Source organism: Actinomyces oris (assembly GCF_001553935.1).
In the GTDB taxonomy this organism is placed as follows: Bacteria; Actinomycetota; Actinomycetes; order Actinomycetales; family Actinomycetaceae; genus Actinomyces; species Actinomyces oris_A.
Genome location: NZ_CP014232.1, coordinates 628,417 through 651,670 on the forward strand (window position 1 = coordinate 628,417; position 23,254 = coordinate 651,670).

Here is a 23,254-nt window from a genome sequence, read left to right on the forward strand (position 1 = left end):
TGCATCGGGACGATGAAACTTTATTCCCAGTCTAGTCACCCAGTTCGCGTAGCAGCAGACAGCACCAGAAGCGCATCTGATAACAATCGCTAGCTAGGATCAGCGATTGCAGGAAGGTCATAAGCGTGATCAACTCGAGAGACTTCGCCAGACGAGACTTTCACCCGATTTCTTTCACGTTCCTGGAACCAGGTAATGATAGGAGATAGCTCATCATCACCGACGGGACGCGAGGCGCCTGGATAACTTACCGGGTCCCCAGTCGCCGGATAGTTCCCGTTGTTATCGGAGTCGTCCCAACCGTAAGCCGACCTCACGAAAGCACGCACCGCAAGACTCTGCGAGAACCCAGGAGGAAGCCAGTTGGAAATATCACTCATCGAACTCTGGCGCAGAATCGGTTTAATGTCAGCAGCGCCCGCGCACCCCAAGCAACCAGACAGGTCTTCATACATCTGCCCGAAGTGTCGTCCTTCGTAGACTTCGATGTTCTCTGCCCGAATTTCTACACTCCCAAGACCAAGCGGCTTGCCGAAACCAAGGTGATGATACCCCACCTGTTTCCACCCTAGCGTCTTAAACTTTTTTTTCTTGGTGTTCTTCTCTTTCTTAGAGATTAGGTTGCCAGGATTGAGGAGCCACACCAGGACTGCAAGCTCTTCACGAGTCAGGTTTTCAAACGAGATGGAAGTCGAGAACTGAGCACCCGGAGTCAAATACGATCCCACAACTGTTTCCGAGGGCCCCGGAGGGCTGCTGACGCTATCTGCTAGAGGGAGATGCCCACGAGAGAGCCCATTAACAAGGAAACGGTGCGTGGGATAGGTTTTACGGATGAGCACCTGCTCATCCTGAAAGGCATCATTACGAGTACACTTTTCATCCAATACGGAACCATTGGGTCTCCGCAAGTACGGTGCGCCCGCTGACGGTTTAGGGCTTGCAAGCGTTGGAAGCACCCACCCGCAACTTCCTTGAGCAGGGAGCTGGAGCCATTGACGTCTGTCGTCAGAAGCTGTGTCTGGAACGGCAGAACTGATCGATATACGCCCCTTGAATGCCGCACCTTGGTCCCGACTTACGTCCTTCCCGTCAGCAACAAACCCCCAGACTCGGTCAGCCGCCGACGCTTCCTCGTACGTGAGTGCGGGAGAAACATTGGAATCGGCCGCCAGTTCAGTAGGCGACACCGCCCTCGCACTGGTGCGACGTCCAACCTGGGAGATGCTCAGCGCCGTGACCTCACCTCGATCAATCGACGCGAACAGCGGCAACCCCTGCCCCAGGTTCGCCTGATCCTTGATGTATTTCCTAATCGATTCCCTATCAGCCTTAAACCCAAGGCCCTCAGCTTTGCTATTAATGATGTCGTGGACAATGATCGTGTTTGGGGCATCAGAGGTTCGCGTACCGGAATCGTTTAGCGGCAGACCTGCCGCCTTCCTTCTTCGTTCGCGATCCGCAAGCTTGCGAACATTGTCTACGTAACTGTAGATGACTTCCACCAGGCCATCAATGACACCATCGTCCACCTCCAAGCATGTTCGATTACTCTCAGAGTCAAAGAAAATGAACTCGTTGCATTTTGTGTCAATAAGCCTATTTCCACCAGGAGGGGTTAATCTGACAACCACCCCCCGATAAGCCCCCCTCACCGGCTTCCCTCGCCCATCACGAACGCCGGAGAAATATTTTCCCCCAACCTTCGACACAATATAGCGCTTGACGTCATAGAAACGCTCTTCTTCTGCGGTAAACTCTACAACACTGCGGTGCGGCGCGGCAGCCCTCAACTCATTTATGCGCCCTACAGCCCGAACAGGGTCACCTTCCCTCTTATTCTCATTTTTTGCCCCAGAATAGATCCACTTACCATCTGATTCTAGAAAATCGACCCCGGACTCCACATTGTCCGGTAAAACTGCAGCGCAGACGCTTTTAACCTTGCCCCAGCCCTCAGGATTTCTTGGCCTTAAGTTCTTTCCGAGCATGACGCGAACCTTGAATCCGCTCCCACCCTCCTTAGGAACTAGAAGAACAGGATACAGCACAGTAGACTCTTCTGGGGTGCGTCTATGCGTCACCAGGTGATCATGCCCTCGAAATACGCGCATTCGCGAGGCCGTCACCGCCTCGAAGGCAGAAGAGAGCACGCCCTTAAGGGTTGTGGAAGGAATTGTCGTGTCCTCCCAGGTGCGGGCACCCTCCGGGTCGCCACTGCGCGAGGCAACAACAACTCTATTGTCAGAAGTGCGAAACCCAGGTACCGTGGGTGTTGCCACACGAATTGACACCTCGATTTTCCCCGAGAGTCGCTCGGCACTGAGATGATCATGTCCGCTTGCAGGAAGAATACCGTCTCGATATATCTCCGGAAGCGGGGCGCCATTTTTTTCTGTTTCGCGAATCGCAGGAATACCGTTATATGCGTGATGCCAGACCATTACTCGACAACCTTTCGTCACTCAAATCTACCTAGCAGAACTCAGTCCGCACTGACGTGGTCACACATCTGCGAGGACATCAGCCCCACCTTCCGGTCATGAGCTCGTCGGTGAATACGGTGTTTCCGTACGTCTCCTCCACGGTGAAGACCTCGATGCTGTCCATGACCTCGCCTTTCTCTCCGTGCTGGAGGTAGCTGTTGTCCCGAACCCAGCAGTCGCTGCCGCCCGGGAGACCTTCGCGGGACGCACCGACCACGATCTCTGCGGCCCCACTGCCGTTGAGCCACCGCAGCTCATGGGCCAGGACGCCGTCCTCGCCGGCGACGTTGCCGCCGTCGTCGGTCTCCTTGTCCATCACCCGCCACAGGCGCAGCTCGAAGACCGTGTCCAGGTCGATCTCCTCCTCCCGGGAACCGGCCTGGCCGTCCCGCTCGATCAGGGTGGTGAGCCCGGAAGCCCCAGCCCTTCTCACCGAGTAGGCGCCGCTGGTCGTGTAGGCCACGCCGTTCATCTCGCCTCCTAGGTCCTCGGCGCGTTCAAGAACCCGTTGAAGCTCGACGCCCCTGGGCTGCTCGGCTCCCGCGCCGGGCACGTCCTTCCAAACGGCCTGTCGCAACGGCTCCGGCTCCCACGTCTTCTCAGGCATCCCGCTCCTCCTTGTCCTCAAGCGGCCTCTCGCTGCTGCCCACCAGGTAGGAGGACCATCCCTCCCAGCCGGCTCCGGCTCTCGGATTCCTCTCGATCCCGGAGTTCACGCCTCTGAGCCCCTTCAGAATCCGCCGAGGAAGCGACTCGCCCGTCCCGTCCTCCGCCTTGAGGGACCAGTTCTCGATCCCCAGGCCCTTTCCGCCGGTCACGGCCATGGCCTTGACCTCGACCTGCCCCATGCCCCGGGTGCCGCGGCTCCCCAGTGGGAGCGTCCCGGCGGCCATCTCGGCGAGCACCAGCCCCAGGAGGCAGAAGGCGGCGCGGCTGCGGTCCTCGCCCTGACTGTCCTCCTGCCCGCCCGGTTCCCCCAGGCCCGCCCGCGCGTTGGTCAGCAGCCGGTCGAGGTCGAGCTCCAGGACGATGCTGTTCCAGGTGGAGTCGTAGACCTCCTCGCTGTATAGCAACCCGTCCGCGACGCCGCCGGTCCACCGGTCGCCGGCGTTGTGCGTAACCTTGCGGCTCGGGCCGTCCTCGGCGGCAAGCGTGTCGAGGACCGTCAGCGCGCCACGGTGCGTCGTCGACCCGAACAGGTCCCGCACCAGGCTCGGATCCTGCGCGAGCTGCTCGTGGACACCGGCGCCCGACCAGTCCGCCACCGTGCTCGGGTCCTTCTTCGCCAGCAGGATGGTGCGGGCGATCCGCGTCGCCCGGGTCCGCAGCGCGCCGCGGACGGAGCTTCCGGGCAGCACGATCGGGTCGGTCTCCTCCGGGCCGGCGCGCAGGGGGCGGGCCGGCTTCGTCTCCTCAGAGTCCACGCCCTCCGCCTCTCCCGGCGCTCCGTCTGCGGCCCCGGCGTCGGCTCCCTCCCCGGAGCCGTCATCCTGGGGCTCGGCCACGAGGATCCCGGTGGGGCTGTCCCAGGTGATCTCGATCCGCATCCGGCCGCTGCCCCCGCAGTCCACGGGGGCGACGTCGACCGAGCGGCCGCCGGCGCCGGAGAGCCACTCCTCCAGTCCCGCCCAGCTGCCCGGCTCCGCCTTGGTGAGCCTCCAGGCCTTCTCCGAGTCGCTGAGCGCGACCCTCCCCCACCCGGCGTTCTGCCGGCCGCCGAAGGCGACCCTGCCGTCCTTGATGAGCCCGATGATGAACGCGAAGAGCTTCTCGACCTGCTCCGGCCCGGGCGGGGCGACATCACCCTGAGGTACCTCGACGCCGTCGGGCAGCCCGGCCTCCGCGGTGATGGTCAGGGCGAGCTCCTTGCCGCGGGGCAGGTACTCGTGCTCGAACAGCGCAGTGTCGCCGGCCGAGCCCCAGTACCGGTCGATGGCGTTGCCCATCCGGGTCGGGAGCATGACCTTGTGCTCCTCATCCCCCTCATAGCCCTCGGTGGGCAGCTCGACCGTGTGCACGGTGATCGCCGAAGCCCGCAGCGGCGCCGCCGAACCGGCCCCTCGGGTTCCGTCATCGCCCCACAGCTGCCGCAGCTCGCGTTCGGTCGGTCCGACGGCGCCGCCGTGCTCCTCACGGAATCGCTGGCAGGCAGCTCGCAGGGCGCCCTTGACGGAGCGCCCGGTGAGGACCGGACGGCCGCGGCCGTCGCGTGCGAATCGCCGGGCGACGGTGGTCCTATCCTCTGGGTCGCGGCTTCGGTCGACCACCTCGTCGACGCCTCCCGAGTGGAGGGGCGCGTCCGTCACCAGGTGGACGGTGAGCTCATAGCGGGTCACTCTCATCGCTGAGCCTCCTCCGATGCCGCAGCACCATCAGCAGTCGGTGCGAGGTCCTCCCCGTGAAGGCTCCTCAGTGTGAACGTCTCCTTCTCCAGCAGAGGATGCCCGACGACGAACCGTCCGAAGCCCTGCGCCCGCAGTTCCCCGATGCCGACGGCCGCCAGGGCGGCCAGCCTCTCCAGGGCGGTGGTTCTCACCTTGAGGACCGAGCCGGCCTGGATGGCCATGCGGGTGGCCCGGGGCTGGTGGCTCGCCGCGGACCAGGAGTCCACGCGCCGGTGCCTGACCCCGGCGTTGAAGCGAGTCCCGTCCGCCTCGGCGAGCTCGATGGGGGCGCCGGCCCGCTCGAAGGCGGCGAGCAGGTCGGTCAGGCTCCCGCCCGGGCCGAGCCGGGCTGAGCGGGCCAGTACGTCGGAGGTGAACCAGATCGTCGTGTCCTCGGCGTCGACCACCTGGGGCGCCGGGCTCGGCGCGAAGGCCGAGAGGGTGCACTCGGTCTCCCCGAAGGTGCCGCTGAGGCGACGCGCCCCGAGGCGGGCCCGGTGCCCGGTGCCTGCGAGGGCCTCCAGCTGCTCACCGATCCGCTGGTACAGGCGGGTCGAGACCGTCACCGTCGCCTGGAGGCTCAGGCCAGCCGGGAGCGCCCGCACCAGGTAGAGCTGGCCGTCCCTGGCCGCCCCGGTGGCGGCGTCGTGCGCCGTGGACTGCCGCCCAATGAGCGCCGGGGCGCCCTTCGCGCCGGCGGTCGGGAAGACGTATCCGTCGCGCAACGGCTTGTGGACCTCGTTCTCGGGCTCCTCAGCACGCATCCTGTTGCAGACGCGCATCTCCTCGTCGCCCTCGCACTCAGCCGTCTTGAGCTCCTGGCTCTCGGCTCCTTGGCCGACCTTGGGGCTGGAGAACACCAGGGGCATCGCCAGCCCGCGCTCCCCCTGGTAGGAGACGACGCCGTCGGAGACGAGCAGCTCCCCGTTGACGACGGCGTCGCGGACCTCCTGGACGAGGGCCTCCGATGCGCCGGGGGTTTGGGCGACGGTGCGTGTGATGAGCCGGTGCACCCAGGGCAGCAGGACGGTGCCGCGTAGGAAGTCCAGGGAGCGGATCTCGTTGGACATGGGGACCTCGTAGGAGACCACCGGGGTTCGCAGGTCGATCGTCAGGGTCGCCTCGTGGAAGGCGCCGGCGGCGGTGGGTGCACGGCTCGCCTGTAGGACCGGGGCCGCCGCAGCGGTCGTGTCCGCCGCGGGGACCTGCGGGGCGCCGCGCTCCTTCCACCTGCCCAGCTGTGTGCGGCACCAGTCCTTGACGGCCCGGGTGTCGCCGGGCTCGTGGTCGGCGTGGATGAGGACGTCGCAGACGCCGTCGCCGACGGCCCGGTTGGAGCCGATTGCGCGCACCAGCAAGCCCGAGAGGGCCAGGAGGAGCTCAGCGGCGTCGCGCTGCTCGTCGCTCCAGGTCAGGGGGCGTCCGTACCTGTCGACGTCGGACAGGGTGACCTCGCCGCGCAGCCGGCAGGCGCCGGTGCGTTCGAAGATCCTCAGGAAGTCCTCGCGCGCTGTGCCGGTCTTCTCGTCGATGGACAGGGAGACGACCTCGTGGATGAGGTCGGTGGGGTCGTCCGGTGGGTCGATGAGCCTGGCGTCGGAGAAGGTGCCGAGTCGCGGCGCCAGGTCGGAGCCGAACAGTGCGGAGGCGAAGGCGCGCCAGGAGCGGCCGGAGCCGTCGTCGAGTGCCTGGGCCGCGAGGAGCGACTGCTCCCGCACGGCGCCGGTGAGCACGGTCGCGCGCACGATCGGCAGGCCGCGCTCGTCCTTCTCGACGACGGAGTCCACGCCGCCGGCGACGCCGGTTCCGGTGGTGACGCCCCAGTCGGAGTGGAAGGTGACCGACAGGGGGAAGGAGGTCGGGGATGAGGGGCTCATTCGGTGGCCTCCGATGCTGTGTTGGTGGTCTCCCCCAGGCGGGGGAGGGGGAGCTCGAAGGAGGAAGGCGGGAGGAGGTCGGAGAGCTCCAGAAGGTCGAACACGGCGCCCAGGCCGCCCAGCTCGGTGTCAATCCAGTCGCCGACATCCTTGCGGGCCGCCTCCCACTCGTTCCAGGCATTGACGAGCGACGGTGGGACCCAGTTCTCCTTCTTCTCAGACGCCTCGGAGCCCGGAGTCTCACAGTCCGCGGCCTCAGCGGTCGGAGCGTCCGTCACGTCGTCGTCACGATGAGCGGCTCGTTCCCGCACCGCGGCGGACAGCAGCCCGCGGATGCGCGCCGCCCGGGTGCGTGGGAACGGTTCGAGGTTGGTCTCGTTTCGGCTCTCGTCGGTGCTGCCGAGGGGCACCCCCTTGAATCGGGCGACGCGCCGGCAGGTCGCTTCCCAGGGCTCGTGGCGAAGGTCGTTCGGCGAGAAGCCGGCGGATGTGCTGTCCTCGCCGTCGCCGGAGCCGGAGGTTCTGAAGCCGTCATCGCGGGTGCTCGTCACCGACGACATCTCGTCGTTGAGCAGGCGGAAGGGACGGGTGGTGAAGCTCTCGTAGCCGCGCAGGGCCTCCGAAGCGTCGAGGACCGTGGTGTCGAACAGGACGTGGTAGTCGAGTGTTGAGCACGGCGGGCACGCCGTCTTGCCGACCTTCTTGGCGCGCTCGACCAGTTTCTCGGCCAGCTCGTAGGCGATGTGGAAGGGGAAGTTGCGTTTGACGATGGCGACACCGGCAGCGGCGGTCATGGGGCCGGTGTCCTGGCCCTCGGGCGGGGTGAGGTAGCGCAGGATCGGGTCGTTGCCGGTGGCCTCCTCGTAGTAGCGGAGGTAGGCGGCGGCGAAGGGCAGGGCGTAGTCGCCGCTGGTGATGACGGTGACGTCGTCGCCACCGAGGATCACCGGGACGACCGGGATGGCGGTGTACCGCCTATTGCTGTCCTCGGCATCTTTTCGCGCAAGCTTAGCAACACGCTCCCAAGCGGATCTAAATGCCACCTTAACTGCAACATCTAGTCGCTCGCTAATTTTAAGAACGAATACCCTGAGCGCATCACTATCACCTTCAGGTACTTCGAGTTCACCCTTAAGAGCGCCGCTTTTCTCTGACAAGACTTCATCGAGGCGTCGCATGACACCACCAACACCATTGCCGTCTATGTGAATGACGGCAACCTTGGAAGGAACCCCGACACCGCCCTCCGAGGCAGTCTGAAGCAATTCCTCGAGTTTAGTCGGATCGCGAGCCAGCTTCTCATCTTCTTCATATAGCAACCGTTGCACCCGAGCGAGATTCAAAAAGTGATCTCTGGCGATATTCGCCTGACGAACCTTGACTTGAGCAGGCAGGGACAGGGCCCTCCCTTCAAGGGCAGAACTTGGGGCCGCCACCTCACCACTATCCGCATATGACGGGGCCGCAGGCAGCGAAGAATCATTCGCGCGCAACAAGAATGGCATTTGCGCAAATCTCGACAGGGCAGGACTTCTATTCAAGGCGTATTGATAGCCGACATGATCGACAGCCCGCAGATCATCCCCACTGAGATAGGAGCCGACCATGTGAACGAACACGCCGCTAACATCCATTTCAGGCGCTTCGGCGTGTGCCCGGCGTGTCACCTCACCAATGAGCTTCCGGGCCGAACTGTCGCAATCAAGCACGAGCAGGAGTCTTCCAGATGACCGCGACACCCACTGGGCACTGAGGTTCAACTTAGCGACGCTTTCTCCAACCCAAGAGTCAAGGAGAGTAATTTGAAAGGAAGCCCCAACATTCTCTTTGAGTCTTGTCGATGAAAAAATGAATCGCTGTTTCGCGTGAATATCAAATAGAACAAGTTCCATGATCATTCCATTCGTCGACCGTGCTCCAGTGCAACCTTTTTGTTCACACTAGCACTTTCGTGATAACGTTAGAACGATCAAATGTGTCAACATCAAGCATTGGTACATACCTATCGTTGTCGCGTTCATACTCGTAGACGGTGAAACTGAGAGTATTGACATTTCTGCCGATCAAGAACGCTAGTGGTAGCGGACACCTCATCATGAGGTCAATATGAGCCGCACCGTGAGAGCCAGAGAGGTCACGGATCATGTTGGAAGCCTCCCTCGCGATGCGCGCCCCGTCATTGGGATCGATTTTCCCGGGCTCCCGCATTCCAATGCGCGCAGAATATCTGATATTCTCTTTATTCGCCTCAACGAATGAAGTGAATGCAGAGTCAAGCCGCCCAGCAACAAGGTCCAGATATACGGCGACTCGAGCACGCCCCGCCGAAGACTCATTACAGACTCTTTGATCTGTTAGGTGAAGAAAACTTTCGTTCTGGTCACCGTTATTCTCCCGCCCCCAGTTCTCGCCGCTCTGCCGAACGATTGCTCGTTTAACAAACGTCTCAGGGAACTGCGTCCCCAAAACAAAGGCGAGGAACAAGTGAGCCGTCCCCTCGATTTGCAACACCGAAGGTGATACATACTCTACAGCCTTCCGCGTCTCTTTGAGGGTGTCCTTGAACGTTTTCAGCGCTTCCCTATTGAAACGGTCACCGCTCTTCGGCGCAGCCAGTCGAAGGTCAAGGTAGTTACCTGACAATGCATGGTCGACAGACTCTTCCCAAGAATACAAACCAAGCCGAACGATCCTATCGTCCTTCTCTTGACATGCTTGATGAATCCTTTTGACTCGCTCCGTCGCCATCGCCCCCACAAGGGCAACAAGATCTTCTTCTTCCGCCCCGAACTGCTTGATCAACGAAAGCGGACCCCTCAAATCGCTTTCAACCGTAACCGTACGCATGCGGCGATCTGGCGCAGAATAGTCAAGACCCTCCCTCACGGCATCCTTATCATTGACGTTGATGATGCAAATCGGGAACGTTGGATCGTTATCTAGCAGCTGCAGAAACCCTGGGACCTCATTTTTGGAGATCACGTCGCTGTGCGCCGTATCTTCGGTTGAAATCACGATGGCTCCTGAAATTGTTTGCTCGATAGCCCGGTCTACCCTTTTTTCGATGTGCCCCACTTGCATTGCTTCAGAGTCAATCCACACGGGCACGCCGACAGACTTAAGCAATGTCGACACACGATCGGCAATCGATTTACCATCGGAATGACGGTACGAGATAAACACCGGACCATACGGATCGATCTGCAACTCTGCTGAACTCATTACGTCCTTCTTCTCTCATTCAACTTGCCGCGAATCGCGCCGACTGGGAGTTGCCCCTCGAACCCTTGAGGAAACCACGGTCGATCCAAGCCTGATGACATCGGCTCCGATCATAGCCACATGGAGAGATTCTCGCGGCACTTCTATGAAGTAAATTCATCAACTATCCGCAGGGCCGACTACACCACCGAGGAACCTCCGTACGCCCGGATATCCGAGTAATGGAGCCAAACTCGCCCATGACAGTGGTGCGATAGCGCTTATCACTCTCGATGCTCCCCCAGATCACCCTCAGCACGCCACTACACTCATTACCTAACGATCACATCATTCTCATCACTATCGACAATTAATGGGGTCACGGCTTCGGCGCGCAGGGTCCCACGGGTGCTCCTTCTGCCAGGTTCAACAGGGAGGGTTCTTCCCGCTGGCCCAGGTTGAGGGGCGTTTCATCGAGGCGATTCTGCTCATGCTGCTTCAGCGCTTCCGGGCGTCCTCGCTCATGGCTTGTCTAGCCGACGTTCAGCCGCGTGCTGCGGATGAGGTGGATCGTGTGATCGAGCTCGACTCGGAGGCAGTCGGGTTCGTCGTCTCCGAGCAGTGGACCATGATGACCGACGCCGACAGACAGCTCGACGCCTTCCTGACCTACCTGCTGGACACTTACCGGATTCCTCTACTGGTTGAGGAGGCCAGAGATCAGGCGCACAGGCTCCGCGAGAACGTACTGATGCGCATCGGCCGCGCCGACCAGAAGGCCGAGGAGGAGCGCGCCCGCTCCACACGGGTCATGGAGATCGCCTTGGCGGTCCTGACCTTCATAGGCCTGCCGCTGAGCGTGTTCCTGGAGATCTGGTCCAACTGGGAGGCCGCCAAGGGTATTGCGGTCCGGCACCAGCGCATCGGCGGCTGGGACGCGGGATGGGGGTGGATTCTTGGCTTCGGTCTTATCAGGTCGGTCCTCATCTGCGATAGGATCTGGCTGCTCGTTGACAAGGTGGGCGGCCAGGTAGCTCGGCGTGGGAAACGCTCCTGACGCCGAGCCCGGGGACCGGATCCACCCCATCACAGCAGGATATGCCCGCAATCACAGGCGGGAACGTCGACCTTTTGGCTTGACGTCGTCGGAAGCTGGTGGCTGAAGGTGCCTGAGGGGGCGTCGGTGGCGCTTGCCGTCAGGACGCCGAAAAGTGGTTAAATAGGGGCGGTGCTGGCCGGTCCCGCGGGGTGCTCGCGGAGCCGGTAGCGCTCCAACCCCTGGAAGTGGCGCAACGACGCCACTCCCAGAGGCAGGGGTCAGAAAGCACCAAGCACCAGAAGGTGCATTAAGACAGGTTCCCCCAGATGTTGCGCTGGAGGTATCCCCACTGTCAGAAAGCGCCCAGCACCAGAAGGTGCATTAAGACCTGAACACTGGCAGCAACAACATCTCCGTCAAAGTGTCAGAAAGCACCCAGCACCAGAAGGTGCATTAAGACCCCCCGGATCAGGGTTTGCCGACTGATAGAAGGCAAGTCAGAAAGCACCCAGCACCAGAAGGTGCATTAAGACCCCCCGGATCAGGGTTTGCCGACTGATAGAAGGCAAGTCAGAAAGCACCCAGCACCAGAAGGTGCATTAAGACTCTCTCCTCGCTGATCGAAATATATGTGTGTGTCAGAAAGCACCCAGCACCAGAAAGTGCATTAAGACCAGATCTCCGACACTCAGGAGGGGATGGCAATTCTGGTCAGAAAGCACCCAGCACCAGAAAGTGCATTAAGACCTCAACGCGAGGCTGATGACGGAGCGGGGTTTCCGCGTCAGAAAGTACCCAGCACCAGAAGGTGCATTAAGACTTGAAGTCGCTCTTCCTGCTGGCAGTTGACGACTTGTCAGAAAGCACCCAGCACCAGAAGGTGCATTAAGACACCCAGGTGCGCATCGTCATGAACATCTCCTTGTCCTGTCAGAAAGCACCCAGCACCAGAAGGTGCATTAAGACTCGATGCCAGGGTTGTAGTAGGTACCCATAGTTCTTTCTTGTCTGAAAGCACTCAGCACCAGAAGGTGTATTAAGACGTCTCCGTTCGTCACTGGGTGATGAGGTTGGGGTTGGTCAGAAAGCACCCAGCACCAGAAGGTGCATTAAGACTGGTTGCCTGACCGGCCACCCTCCTCAATCCGGCTGTCAGAAAGCACCCAGCACCACAAGGTGCATTAAGACTCTGACTCCCCGACCACCTGGAAGTAGCGCGGCCAGGTCAGAGCGCACCCAACACCACAAGGTGCATTGAGACTTTCAGTCCGACGCGCTTCCGCGTCGGCGTCCCTCGTCAGAAAGCACCCAGCACCAGAAGGTGCATTAAGACTAATTGTGGCCCGCATTAATATCTGAGTCGATATGGTCAGAAAGCACCCAGCACCACAAGGTGCATTAAGACTCCATCTCGAGAATGTAACCAGCGAAGAGTATCCAGGTCAGAAAGCACCTAGCACCAGAAGGTGTATTAAGACGTAGCACAAGCCCCTATGAGGAGCTGCTCGGGTCAGAAAGCACCCAGCACCACAAGGTGCATTAAGACATGTCGCTGAGCTCGTAGAGGCGCATGAGTACCTCGAGTCAGAAAGTACACACCACCAGAAGGCCTATTCACTGGGAATTGCCGTGCGGCGGCTGCCAACAGCGCCGGAAAACGTTCAGTCCAACCGTCGGTCCCTTGAACAGGCCCTCCGAGCCAACCCGAACCACCCCGCCACCACGGGCGCCGTCCTCCTCGACGGCAACAAAGGCCTCCAATCCAGGTGCATTCGTGCCAGGCGAGCTCGCAGGAATTGTGATGTCTCGGGACATGGGTGACAGTTCTGTGTCAGGACTTCGGTGACGTTTGGTGTGTCGGGACATGGGTGACAGTTAGAGCCTCTTGCGGCCGCGGCCTCCGCGCTGGTTGGTGGGGTCGGGTGGGTGGTGAGAGACGTAGGAAGTGCCTTGGGGCGGCCAGGTGTACTGGATCAGGACCTCGCCATGGGGATCAGCGAAGGTGATGGTTCTGGTGTCCCAGATCGCGATGACCGTGGAGGCGGCCAGGTGGCGGTTGACCAGGAACGCGATGCCACTGATGTGGACGGTGCCGTTGCGGCCGACGGTCAGCTCGCGCTGTCCGGTGGCACCGATGGGCTTGTGTCGATGCACCTGGTGCCGTGCGGTGGTGTCTGGCTGAGGGGCTGAGCCTCCTGGGGTGATGGGGGCGGTGTCGCGGTCCGGTCGGGGCGCCTGGGCCACCTCAGTGGCGTCCCAGGCCTGCTGCGGGGTGATGCGCCCGGGTAGACCCTGGTGGGGGCGCTGGGTGTTGTAGATGAGGTCGAAGCGGTCGACCTGCTCCTGAAGCTCGGCGATGGAGGCGGCCAGGGGCTGCTGGTCCGGGTAGCGGAACGGGGTCTGGTGGAAGCGCTCATTCTTGCCCTGGGTGCTGGGGTGGTAGGGCTTGGAGGTGATGGGCTCGACCCCCAGGGAGCGCACGTGCTCCACCAGGCGTCCGGTGACTCCGCGCCGGCTGGGGTTAAGAGCGATGCCGTTGTCGGTCAGCAGACGCTGGGGCACACCCCGGGCGGCTACGCCTTTGTCGAAGACGTCGATGGCTGCCTGGCTGGTCTCGCTGGAGGCGACCAGGGAGGCCACCGCCAGGCGGGAGTGGTCGTCCTGGAGCTGGAAGATGACCACCTTGCGTCCTTGGGTGATGACGTACTCGGTGGCATCGAGCTGCCAGCAGGCATTGGGGGCGGGGTAGACGAACCGTCTCCAGGCCGCCCGTGGTCTCTTGGACGGCTCTGAGCGGGCCACCCCCTGGTCGCGGAAGAGCCGGGCCAGCCACGCCGGTGAGGGCGCCTTCAGTCCCATGGAGGCCATCTTGTCGTGCACGCTGATCGGGCCGTGGTCCAAACCTGAGCGTTCCAGGGCCGCCCGCACCTCCAGGGCCTGGGAGCGCACCGCCTCAGGCAGACGGGCCGGGCTGGAGCGCGGGCGACGCGACCGGGGCTCAAGCACCGCCGCCGGCCCCTCCAGGCGGGCTCGGCGCCGCAAGACGTAGAACGTCTTGCGTGAGATGGAGTGCTCAGCGCAGAACGTCGTCACCGCCCCACGAGGCGCGTCATCAGGCCACTGGGCGATCGCCAGACGGACACGAGGATCAACACTACGGTTCTTATCAGAGCTCACCGCTCAATCTCAGACCACAAGTGTCACCCCCAGAACCCACCGAAGTGTCACCCATGTCCTGACACAGAACCGTCACCCATGTCCAGAGACATAACACCCTTGTCAGAAAGCACCCAGCATCAGAAAGCCTATTGATGGAACTTACAGTCCATCTTCATCTCCTTAACGAGCTGGGCGGCCAGGCGGCTCGGCGTGGGAAACGCTCCTGACGTCGAGTCCAGAGCCCGACTCCATCTCCACCGCAGTAGGTTGTGTCCACAGCCACAGTCCGGAACGTCGACCTTTTGGCTTGACGTCGTTGGAAGTTGGTGGCTGGAGGTGCCCGAGGGTGCGTCGGTGGCGCTTGGCGTCAGGACGCCAAAAGGTGGTTAAATAGGGGAGGTGCCGGCCGGTCCCGCGAGGTGCTCGCGGAGCCGGTGGCGCTCCAGCCCCTGGAAATGGCGCAACGACGCCACTCCCAGAGGCAGGGGTCAGAAAGCACCCAGCACCAGAAGGTGCATTAAGACGCACTGAACGCCGCAGCGGCGTAGGACTTGCCGGTCAGAAAGCACCCAGCACCACAAGGTGCATTAAGACTATTCAGCAAAGAGCTGATCCTGGGTGCGCTTATCTGGTCAGAAAGCACCCAGCACCACAAGGTGCATTAAGACTTCAAGCTCGCTCAGGGCATGCAATGTGTATGAGCAGTCAGAAAGCACCCAGCACCACAAGGTGCATTAAGACACTTGTCTTATCGTTGTCCGCGAGATGCGAGTATACGTCAGAAAGCACCCAGCACCAGACGGTGCATTAAGACTTCATCGCTCGACGTTGCTGCAATACCAGTTTGTAGGTCAGAAAGCGCCCAGCACCAGAAGGCGCATTAAGACTGAACGCCCCGCCGGCCACCATCACGAACCGGGTCCTGGTCAGAACGCACCCAGCACCACAAGGTGCATTAAGACGCTGCTGTGGCACATGCAGAGAACATGATGATGCCAGGTCAGAAAGCACCCAGCACCACAAGGTGCATTAAGACTTAGTGGGCAGCGTTCTCTCGTCTGACAGATGCGGTCAGAAAGCACCCAGCACCAAAAGGTGCATTAAGACCTGTAGCGCGTGGCGTAAAGCCTGTGTGCAGCTGGTCAGAAAACACCCAGCATCAGAAGCGCCTATTTACGGGGTTTGCCATGCGGTGGTTGCCAACAGCGCCGGAAAACAGCCAGTCCGACCGCCAGCTCCTTGAACAGACCCTCCGAGTCGCCCCGAACCACCCCGCCACCACGGGCGCCGTCCTCCTCGACGGCAACCAAGACCTCCACCCCAGGTGGACTCGTGACAGGTGAGCTCGCGCGATTCCACGAAACGTCACGCAGCCAAAACGCCTCTACCGCAGGAACCGGCCAAACAGACGCACACAAAAAGCGGGCGGCACCGAGAAACTCGGCATCCGCCCACTCGCCGTTCATTCCTTACCCGCCCACGAGCGGGCAGGCAGTCATGCGACCAGACGGCCCGGCGGCGGCTCAAGCCGCCTAGCGCGCCGCCCCCCCCGATTCAGGCGCGGCGCAGGCGCAGGACGATGAGGCCGGCAGACAGCAGGATCGCGGCCACGGACAGCACGCCGATCGCCACACCCGTCACCGGCAGCCACCGCTCCCGCACACTCTGGGCCGAAGGCCGCTCAGCGGCGCTCGTGCGCCCCTTCGAGTCCTGGCTGCTACCTGCACCCACCACGACCTCGTTGTGGTCGCTGCTCCCGGCCCCGCTCGAGGACTGCGAGCCGGCGCTCGAGCCGTCCGGCACCGAGCCGCCTTTGGAGGACGGGGCCCCCGCGGCCGGGCCCTGCTGGGCCTTCGCCTGAGCCGAGGCCGACGCCGAAGCCTCCGGGGCCGGCGTCGCAGTGCTCCCGGCACCCGCACCGCCGCCAGCGCCGGCGCGCTGCTGCTGATCCGCCGGGGCGGGCGCGCCACCAGCGGGGGCGGACCACTGCGGGCGCGCCACGAGAGCCACTTCGGCCATCGTCTGTGCGTCCAGGGTCTGCGCCTGGGCGGTTCCCGTCGAGGCCCGCACCACCTGGTTGTTACCCACGTAGATGCCGACGTCGTAGACGTTGGCGAACACCGTGGACTGGGCGGGGGCCGAGCCGGAATCACCCGGCCCCCCGGACAGGGGGTTGGAGAAGAAGACGATGTCCCCGGGGTTGATCGAGCCGTCCGTGTTCAGCCACAGGCGCCCCTGGGAGTGGAACCAGCCGGCCAGGTCGTCCGGCTTCCAGCTTCCGGAGAGGTCCTGGCCGACGTCGGCCCGGTAGCCGACCTGGGTGTTCTGGTCCGCCGCATACGTGGTGTGCGAGTAGTCCCAGCCGGACAGGACCATGCCCACCAGCGCTGAGGAGGTGATCGCGTACGGGGCGGGGCCGCCGGCGTGCACGTTCGCGCCCGACAGCGGCGTGGGCCGTGATGCGTCCGAGACCAGGGACCCGCCGGCGTTGACGAAGGACTGGGTCCGGGCCACGACGTCGTTGGCGGCGGCGCCATCCGCACCAGCGGCCGGGCCGGCCGGGAGTCCCTGCGGCACGGCCCACTGACCATCGGCCAGCAGGACCGAGACGGCACCCAGCGCACCCTCGGGACTCGCGCTCTGCACGTCGTAGGTCAGGCCGCCGTCATCACCGGGCGCCTCGTCACCGAGTGTGGTCAGGGTGCCGGAAGCCCCGCTGGCCTGCGCCATCTCAGCAACCGTATTAAATGTGTCGCCAGAGGTCGGCTCCGCGGACACCGGAGCCATCATGGGGATGCTCAGCGAGGACGACAGCACCACCGCGCCGGCGAGGCCGACCAGCCTCGGAGCGCGTCGACGCACAGCCTTCTTCACTGTTACCAACAGTCCTTCCACATCACCCGCCGGGAGGGGACATCCACCGGCGACCTACACTTGTTATCTTAACGTAACGTACGCGACTCCGACCACCTTGAAAAGGGGGAAGATCGCAGTTCCGGGACCCCTTGACCGCCGTCTGACGACGGCGCCCAGGCGCCACATCCCGTTATTTTTCCGTCTGACCCTCAGGTTACGTCAAGGTTGACCTGGGTCAGTCAGCCCCCGTAGACCTCAGGGCGCAGCGTACCGATGAACGGCAGGTTGCGGTACCGCTCGGCGTAGTCCAGCCCGTAGCCGACGACGAACTCCGTAGGAATATCGAAGCCGACGTACTTGACGTCCACCTCGACCTTGGCGGCGTCGGGCTTGCGCAGAAGCGTGGCGATCTCCACCGAGGCCGCACCGCGTGAGGACAGGTTGCCCACCAGCCAGGACAGGGTCAGGCCGGAGTCGATGACGTCCTCAACGATGAGAATGTGCCGGTCGGTGACGTCGGTGTCCAGGTCCTTGAGGATGCGCACGACGCCGGAGGACTTGGTGCCCGATCCGTAGGAGGACACCGCCATCCAGTCCATCGGGGCGCTCATGTGCAGCCGGCGCGACAGGTCCGCCATGACGTAGACGGCCCCCTTGAGCACGCCGACGAGCAGAGGGTCACGGCCCGCGTAGTCCGCGTCGATCTGCGCGGCCATCTCATCGAGGCGCTGCCCGATCTGCTCCTCGGTGATGAGAACCTGCTGAAGGTCCGATCCCATGTCCGTGGCGTCCATACGCCCTGCCTTCCTCATGTGTCGTCATGGCTGCGCGGGCTCACCGGGGCCGGGGAGGCCACCGGTCCGCGCCGACGCCATAAGCCTGCCACAACGGGCCCCGGCCTGACACGTCAGCTGACGCGGCGCACCCACACGTCGGGGCGGGCGAGCTCAGCCGGCGTGGGCAGCAGCTCGGGATCGGCCCACACGGCGTTGAGCCCCTCGTGCCCGATACGGGTCACGACGCTGCGCACGAAGGCGGCGCCGTCGGCGTACTGGGCCTCCTTGGCCTCCAGGCCCATGAGCCGGTGCAGCAGGAGCGAGCCCAGTCCGGGCCCGGGGCCGATGCCGCCGTCGGCCGCGCGGCTGCGCGAGAGCACGGCCCGGAGCCGGTGGACCGAGGGCATCCGGTTGGGGTGCACGTCATCGAGGACGACCTCGGCGTGTCCCTCCAGGAAGGTGAGCGCGGCGGCCAGGGAGGCGACCTCGGCGCGGTCCGTGACGTTCATCAGACCCTCGAGCACCCGCCCTCGGCCGGCGCGCGCCGCAAGGCGCACCGCCCGGCCCCGCCGCGGTCGACTCCCCCGCTCCTGCCGGCTCCCGCCGCCGGCGCTTCGGGCACCGTCGGCACTGCCGTAGGCGGCCTCGACGACGGCGCCGATCACCATGCGCATGGAGTCCGACAGGTAGGGGCCGAGCCAGGGCGCGGCGGCCAGCTGGACGGCGTGGGTCATCTCGTGCAGGCAGACCCAGGCGGGCAGGTCGAGCATGTCCAGGTCCATCTGGCGGCGCACCGCCAGTACGTTGGGGGCTACGAGCAGCAGGTGCGGCGACGCCGCCCCATCCCAGCCTCCACCTGTTGTCACGTCACGGGCCGACTCGGTGGCGGGCGTCACGACGTCATCGCCCTCGCCATCCCCCTCACCGGAGGGGTGAGCCGGGCCGGCACTACCGCCCCCGTGACCGCTGGTCCCGCTCGGGGCCGCGGGCACCACCTGCCCCAGGAGCCGGGTGGCCAGCAGGCTCATCGCCCCAGCGACCTCGGCGGCCCCGACGAGCTGGATCGCCTCCGAGGCCGGCGGGGCGGGCACCTGCTCCATGAGGCCACGCAGTGCCCGACTTGAGGCACGCACGAGCCCGGCCCGGTCGACGACGCTGACCCGCGTGGTCTCGGCGACCTGCTGGGCCGCCCGGTTCAGGCCGGTGATCCTGGCGACCCAGGCCGGTGCCTCCTGGGCGGAGCGGCGCAGCACCGCCACCGAGCTGGCGCGCGCCGAACGTGAGGCGCTGGGGCCCGCCGGGATGAGCGCGGTCAGGCGCTCCACCGTCCGCCAGTCGACGAGTCCCGCCGCTGTGCCCTGGGTCGTCACCGTGACACCTTTCTCGCCGAGTTCACCGGGCTGAGCGAGCCCCTGTCCTTCGCTGCTGCGCCGAACACGCCGCCGCGCCCCTCACGAGCAGCCGCAGGAGGCCAGGGGCGCCACGAAGTGGTTGTCGATCGCGGCTGCGGCCGCTCCGCCGCCATTGGCGGGGAAGCCGTTGGCCATGACCGCGAAGGCCAGCTGGCGCCCGTCGGCGGTGGTGACCACGCCGGCCAGGGAGGCGGTCTGCTCCAGTGAGCCGGTCTTGGCGCGCACCGTCCCGGCCGCGGAGGTGTCGTGCAGGCGGTTGCCCAGGGTTCCGTCCAGGGCGGCGACGGGCAGGTCGGCGATGAGGGTGCGCCCGGCCGAGCCGCCCTCGCCTCCGGCGGCCTTGGTAAGGATCTGGGTCAGGAGCCTGGCGGGGACCTTGTTGCCCTTGGCCAGCCCGGAGGAGTCCAGGAGCGTCACCCCGGAGGTGTCGAAGCCGTCCTTGCTCAGCTGGGCGAGCACGGCCTTGGAGGCCCCGGAGAAGTCGGTGGTCTCCTTGGCATGCGCGGCCACGAGCCGCCCCTCGACCTCGGTCATCGTGTTATCGGAGGTCTTCAGCGACAGGGCGAGGATGTCGGACAGCGGGGCTGAGGAGACCGAGGCCACCTCCCGGGCCCCGCCGGAGGCTGCGGCGCGCGTCGGTTCGCCGTCGACCGTGATGCCGGCCTCGCTCAGGTGCTTGGCGAAGGCCTGGGCGGCCCCCATGGCCGGATCATCCGGGTAGCCCTGGTTCTGGGTGGCCGAGACATCCACCATGATCGGCTGAATCTTGGCCACGTACTGCTCGTTGCCGGCCTCCCACTTATCGTTCCACTGGGGGCCGGTGAACAGGGTGTCGTCCAGGCGCAGGGAGACCGACGTCGTCCCCTGGGACTTGAGCTTCTCAGCAGTGGCTCGGGCGAGATCGCCCAGGCCCGCGTGACCGGCCGTGGCGTTCGGGTCGCCCTCGTTCTCGGCCAGCAGCACGTCACCGCCGCCCACGAGGGTGAGGGTCTGCCCCTCCAGGACGGCTTTGGTCTGGAGGGTGTGCCCCGGCCCCATGGAGGACAGGGCGGCCCAGGCGGTGAGCAGCTTGTTGGTGGAGGCCGGCGTCACCCCACTGGCGGCCGAGCGGTCCAGCAGCTCCTCGCCGGTGGCGACGTCGACGACGGAGGCCGTCACGTTCCCCCCGGTCAGGGCGGCGTCGGAGACCACTCCCTGGATGTAGCCGTTCAGGGCATTCTTGGAGGGCGTAGGAGCCCCCTGGTCCAGGCCGGAGGGGGCGGCGGTCTTGGCGCTGGGGGCGGCCGGCGTCGGGAAGGGCCGGGGGGCGACGTCGGCGTAGGCGACCGTCACCGGGCCGGGCAGCAGGTCGAGAGCATCGCCCAGGCTGTAGTAGCCGCCGAAAACCAGCAGGCTCGCCGCTGTCAGGGCAGCGGTCTGGACCTTGCGCATACGTCCTCCGGACTGGGTTGTGGACAGGCTGGGATGGCCTGTATATCAAGTAGGTGGGGCGCCCAGGAGGTTACTGCCACCCGTGCACCGACGTGCAGAGTACGCGTTTACCGGCCTCAGGCGCTGTCGTGCGCCACACTAGTGCCATCAATACCCGCCCCGCCGGATCGACGCCGACCACCAGGCGCCGCTCCAGCGCCCAACGAGCTGAAGACACGAGCGAAGGAGGCTCCCCGTGGAGTTCGACGTCACGATTGAGATCCCCAAGGGCAACCGCAACAAGTACGAGATCGATCACGAGACCGGCCGGATTCGCCTGGACCGCATGCTCTTCACCTCGACGCGCTACCCCGACGACTACGGCTACATCGACGGGACCCTCGGCGAGGACGGCGACCCCCTCGACGCACTGGTCCTGCTGGAGGAGCCGACCTTCCCCGGCTGCGTCATCCGCTGCCGCGCGCTGGGCATGTTCCGCATGCGCGATGAGAAGGGCGGCGACGACAAGGTCCTGTGCGTGCCCAGCGCCGACCAGCGCGCCTCCTGGCGTACCGACATCGAGGACGTCTCGGAGTTCCACCGCCTGGAGATCCAGCACTTCTTCGAGGTCTACAAGGACCTCGAGCCCGGCAAGTCGGTTGAGGGCGCCCACTGGGTGGGCCGCGAGGAGGCCGAGGAGGAGATCCGTCAGTCCTTCCAGCGCGAGGCCGACCGCGTCGCCCACGAGGGCCACTGACACGGACAGCCCGAGTTGGCGGGGCGGGGCGGCATACGCGCTCCGCCCCGCCCCCGTTTTAGAGGCGCACCGCGTAGGGCATGACGCCGGAGTAGCGCATGGAGGTGACGCGCACAGTCATGCCGAAGGTCGGCGCCTCGATCATCGTGTCGTCACCCAGGTAGATGGCCACGTGGTAGATGCCGGACTGGCTGCCGTCGGAGGACCAGAAGACGAGATCCCCGGGCTGGGCGGCGTCGAGCGGAACCAGGGAGCCCTCCCCGTACTGCACGCGTGAGGAGTGCGTGAGCTCCACGCCGGCGGCGGCATAGGAGACCATCGTCAACCCGGAGCAGTCCAGGCCCGCAGCCGACTCCCCGGCCCACACGTAGGGGGTGCCGAGGTAGCCCATGGCCGCGTTGATGGCGGTGGAGGCGGCGCTTCCGGAGTGCGACGGCGCGGGCGCAGGCTCCGGGGCCGGTGCGGGTGCAGGTGCGGCCTCCTCCTCTTCGGCCGCCTCGGGCTCCGGCTGGGAGGTGGTGGCTGGCTCCTGGGCGGAGGACTGGGGGCTCGGGCTGGGCTGGCTCGACTGCTCCTGGGGAGCGGGGGCCGACTCCTGGGGCTGGGCAGCGGCCTGCTCGGCCTGCTTCTGAGCGAGGTCGGCGGCGGCCTTCTCCGAGGCAGCCTTGGCGGCGGCCTGGGCGGCCGCCTCCTCACGGGCCTTGCGCTCGGCCTCGACCTGGTTCTGGTACTTCGTCTCCAGCTCGACGGTGGTGTTGCGCTGCGCCGCCAGCTGGACGATGAGGTTCTGCCGGTTGGTGCGGGTGGTGGTGACGGCGTTCTGGGCGTCGTTGGCAGCGGCCTCGGCGTCGGACTTGGCAGTGGCGGCGGAGGTCTTGGCGGCCTCCTTGGCCGTGACCTTCTGGTCGGCGATGGTCTGCATGCTCGTGGCCACCGCCTCGAGGGCCTCGACGTTCTGGACCTTGGCGTTGTTCTTCTCGCCGGCCCGGGTCAGGGCGACGTCGGCGTCGGCCAGGTCCGCGAGCGACTCGCTGGTCAGGTACGGGGTGAGCGGGTCGAGCGGGTTGCCGCTCTCCTGGTAGGTCTGGACGACGATCGAGCCGAGGTCGGAGCGGGCCGCGGCGGTGCTGGAGGCGGCGGCGTCGGCGTTGGTCTGGGCGGTCTGGGCGTCCTTGGTGGCCGTGTTGAGCTCGTCGACGGCGGTCAGGTAGTCCTCGTTGGCGACCTGAGCCTTGATCTGAGCGTCTTCGAGGTTGCTGCTCTCCTGGGCGAGCTGGGCCTCGAGGGAGGCGATCGAGGTGGAGGTCGAGCGCTCGGAGGCCTTGGAGCGATCAATGTCGCTCTGGTCCACGGGGTCGGCCAGCACCGAGGGCGCCAGGGTGCATGCCAGGGCTACCACTGCGGTGGCGACGACACCGTGTCCGTGCCGTCGTGGGGGGATCGGGCTCACTGGGGTTCTCCGTCGTGATGGGGCTGAACGTGAGGATGACGCCTCACCCGGGGACCGGCGCCGGCCCGCCGTCGGGATCCGTTCCGCGGAATCAGGGGCGCGGAGCGGATCAGGGGACGAAGACGGCAGGCAGCGTCAGCCCGGATGCGACAAAGCCACACTAGTCGCTTTGGTCCCATCTGAAAACAGATTTCACACTATTCACAATCGTAACTTACACCCCTGTAGTTATGCGGATTGCACTTGCGCCGACAGGACTCCCCGCCATCGTCATATGTCTGTGACCGATATGGCATCCGGCACAAATGACCGTTTGTGCAGGTCACTACGGGTTTAAACGGCCGGACCCGTCACTAAGGGAAGACGCTCAACCGCGCCAGCCCAGCCCTATGGCCAGGGGACGCCGAAGCGGCGCCGCACCAACCGCCGCCCCCGCGCCGACCCCTC

At 64.6% G+C, this 23,254-nt stretch carries 14 protein-coding genes; 2 read left to right on the plus strand and 12 right to left on the minus strand.

Translation table 11 applies throughout. The features are described 5' to 3' along the window. Positions 1 to 89 precede the first annotated feature (89 nt). From AXE84_RS12405 to AXE84_RS12410, 6 genes are all read right to left on the minus strand, one after another. The gene (locus AXE84_RS12405; RefSeq protein WP_335339256.1) at positions 90 to 1,991 is read right to left on the minus strand and encodes a hypothetical protein; all 1,902 of its coding nucleotides are present in this window, start codon (positions 1,989 to 1,991) and stop codon (positions 90 to 92) included. Positions 1,992 to 2,523: 532 nt separating this feature from the next. Beyond that, positions 2,524 to 3,093, minus strand: a complete 570-nt coding sequence (locus tag AXE84_RS02745; protein WP_060956745.1) for a hypothetical protein — start codon at positions 3,091 to 3,093, stop codon at positions 2,524 to 2,526. Further along, on the minus strand, positions 3,086 to 4,828 hold the full coding sequence (locus tag AXE84_RS02750) for an RAMP superfamily CRISPR-associated protein (protein WP_060956746.1): 1,743 nt from the start codon (positions 4,826 to 4,828) through the stop codon (positions 3,086 to 3,088). Before AXE84_RS02750 ends, AXE84_RS02745 begins: the two co-directional genes overlap by 8 nt. Continuing rightward, positions 4,825 to 6,747, minus strand: a complete 1,923-nt coding sequence (locus AXE84_RS02755; protein WP_060956747.1) for an RAMP superfamily CRISPR-associated protein — start codon at positions 6,745 to 6,747, stop codon at positions 4,825 to 4,827. The genes AXE84_RS02750 and AXE84_RS02755 overlap by 4 nt, the downstream gene beginning before the upstream one ends. After that, entirely contained in the window at positions 6,744 to 8,639 is a 1,896-nt protein-coding gene (locus tag AXE84_RS02760; protein WP_060958118.1) for a Cas10/Cmr2 second palm domain-containing protein, read from the minus strand. The genes AXE84_RS02755 and AXE84_RS02760 overlap by 4 nt, the downstream gene beginning before the upstream one ends. A gap of 43 nt (positions 8,640 to 8,682) precedes the next feature. Next, positions 8,683 to 9,969, minus strand: coding sequence for an SAVED domain-containing protein (locus tag AXE84_RS12410; protein WP_081093033.1), 1,287 nt, complete (start codon positions 9,967 to 9,969; stop codon positions 8,683 to 8,685). 553 nt (positions 9,970 to 10,522) lie between these two features. Between AXE84_RS12410 and AXE84_RS02765 the strand changes: the two genes are divergently transcribed. Further along, positions 10,523 to 11,005: a hypothetical protein gene (locus AXE84_RS02765; protein ID WP_236750114.1), complete on the plus strand. Its 483-nt coding sequence runs from the start codon at positions 10,523 to 10,525 to the stop codon at positions 11,003 to 11,005. Between the two features lie 1,857 nt (positions 11,006 to 12,862). Here AXE84_RS02765 and AXE84_RS02770 read toward each other — a convergent pair. From AXE84_RS02770 to dacB, 5 genes are all read right to left on the minus strand, one after another. Next, positions 12,863 to 14,164, minus strand: a complete 1,302-nt coding sequence (locus tag AXE84_RS02770) for an IS481 family transposase (RefSeq protein WP_060956748.1) — start codon at positions 14,162 to 14,164, stop codon at positions 12,863 to 12,865. 1,536 nt (positions 14,165 to 15,700) lie between these two features. Beyond that, complete coding sequence (locus AXE84_RS02775) at positions 15,701 to 17,020, minus strand: hypothetical protein (RefSeq protein ID WP_081093035.1); 1,320 nt, start codon at positions 17,018 to 17,020, stop codon at positions 15,701 to 15,703. Positions 17,021 to 17,241: 221 nt separating this feature from the next. Beyond that, complete coding sequence (hpt, locus tag AXE84_RS02780; protein ID WP_003789094.1) at positions 17,242 to 17,796, minus strand: hypoxanthine phosphoribosyltransferase; 555 nt, start codon at positions 17,794 to 17,796, stop codon at positions 17,242 to 17,244. 113 nt (positions 17,797 to 17,909) lie between these two features. After that, complete coding sequence (locus AXE84_RS02785) at positions 17,910 to 19,148, minus strand: zinc-dependent metalloprotease (RefSeq protein WP_060956750.1); 1,239 nt, start codon at positions 19,146 to 19,148, stop codon at positions 17,910 to 17,912. 81 nt (positions 19,149 to 19,229) lie between these two features. Beyond that, on the minus strand, positions 19,230 to 20,621 hold the full coding sequence (gene dacB / locus AXE84_RS02790; protein WP_060956751.1) for a D-alanyl-D-alanine carboxypeptidase/D-alanyl-D-alanine-endopeptidase: 1,392 nt from the start codon (positions 20,619 to 20,621) through the stop codon (positions 19,230 to 19,232). 235 nt (positions 20,622 to 20,856) lie between these two features. On the opposite strand from dacB, the gene AXE84_RS02795 reads away from it, so the two are divergent. Continuing rightward, positions 20,857 to 21,357 carry an inorganic diphosphatase gene (locus tag AXE84_RS02795; protein ID WP_060956752.1) on the plus strand — a complete coding sequence of 167 codons (501 nt, stop codon included), beginning with the start codon at positions 20,857 to 20,859 and terminating at the stop codon, positions 21,355 to 21,357. Positions 21,358 to 21,415: 58 nt separating this feature from the next. Here the strand turns inward: AXE84_RS02795 and AXE84_RS02800 are convergent, their stop codons facing one another. Continuing rightward, positions 21,416 to 22,807, minus strand: coding sequence for an NlpC/P60 family protein (locus AXE84_RS02800; RefSeq protein WP_060956753.1), 1,392 nt, complete (start codon positions 22,805 to 22,807; stop codon positions 21,416 to 21,418). Positions 22,808 to 23,254: the final 447 nt, after the last annotated feature.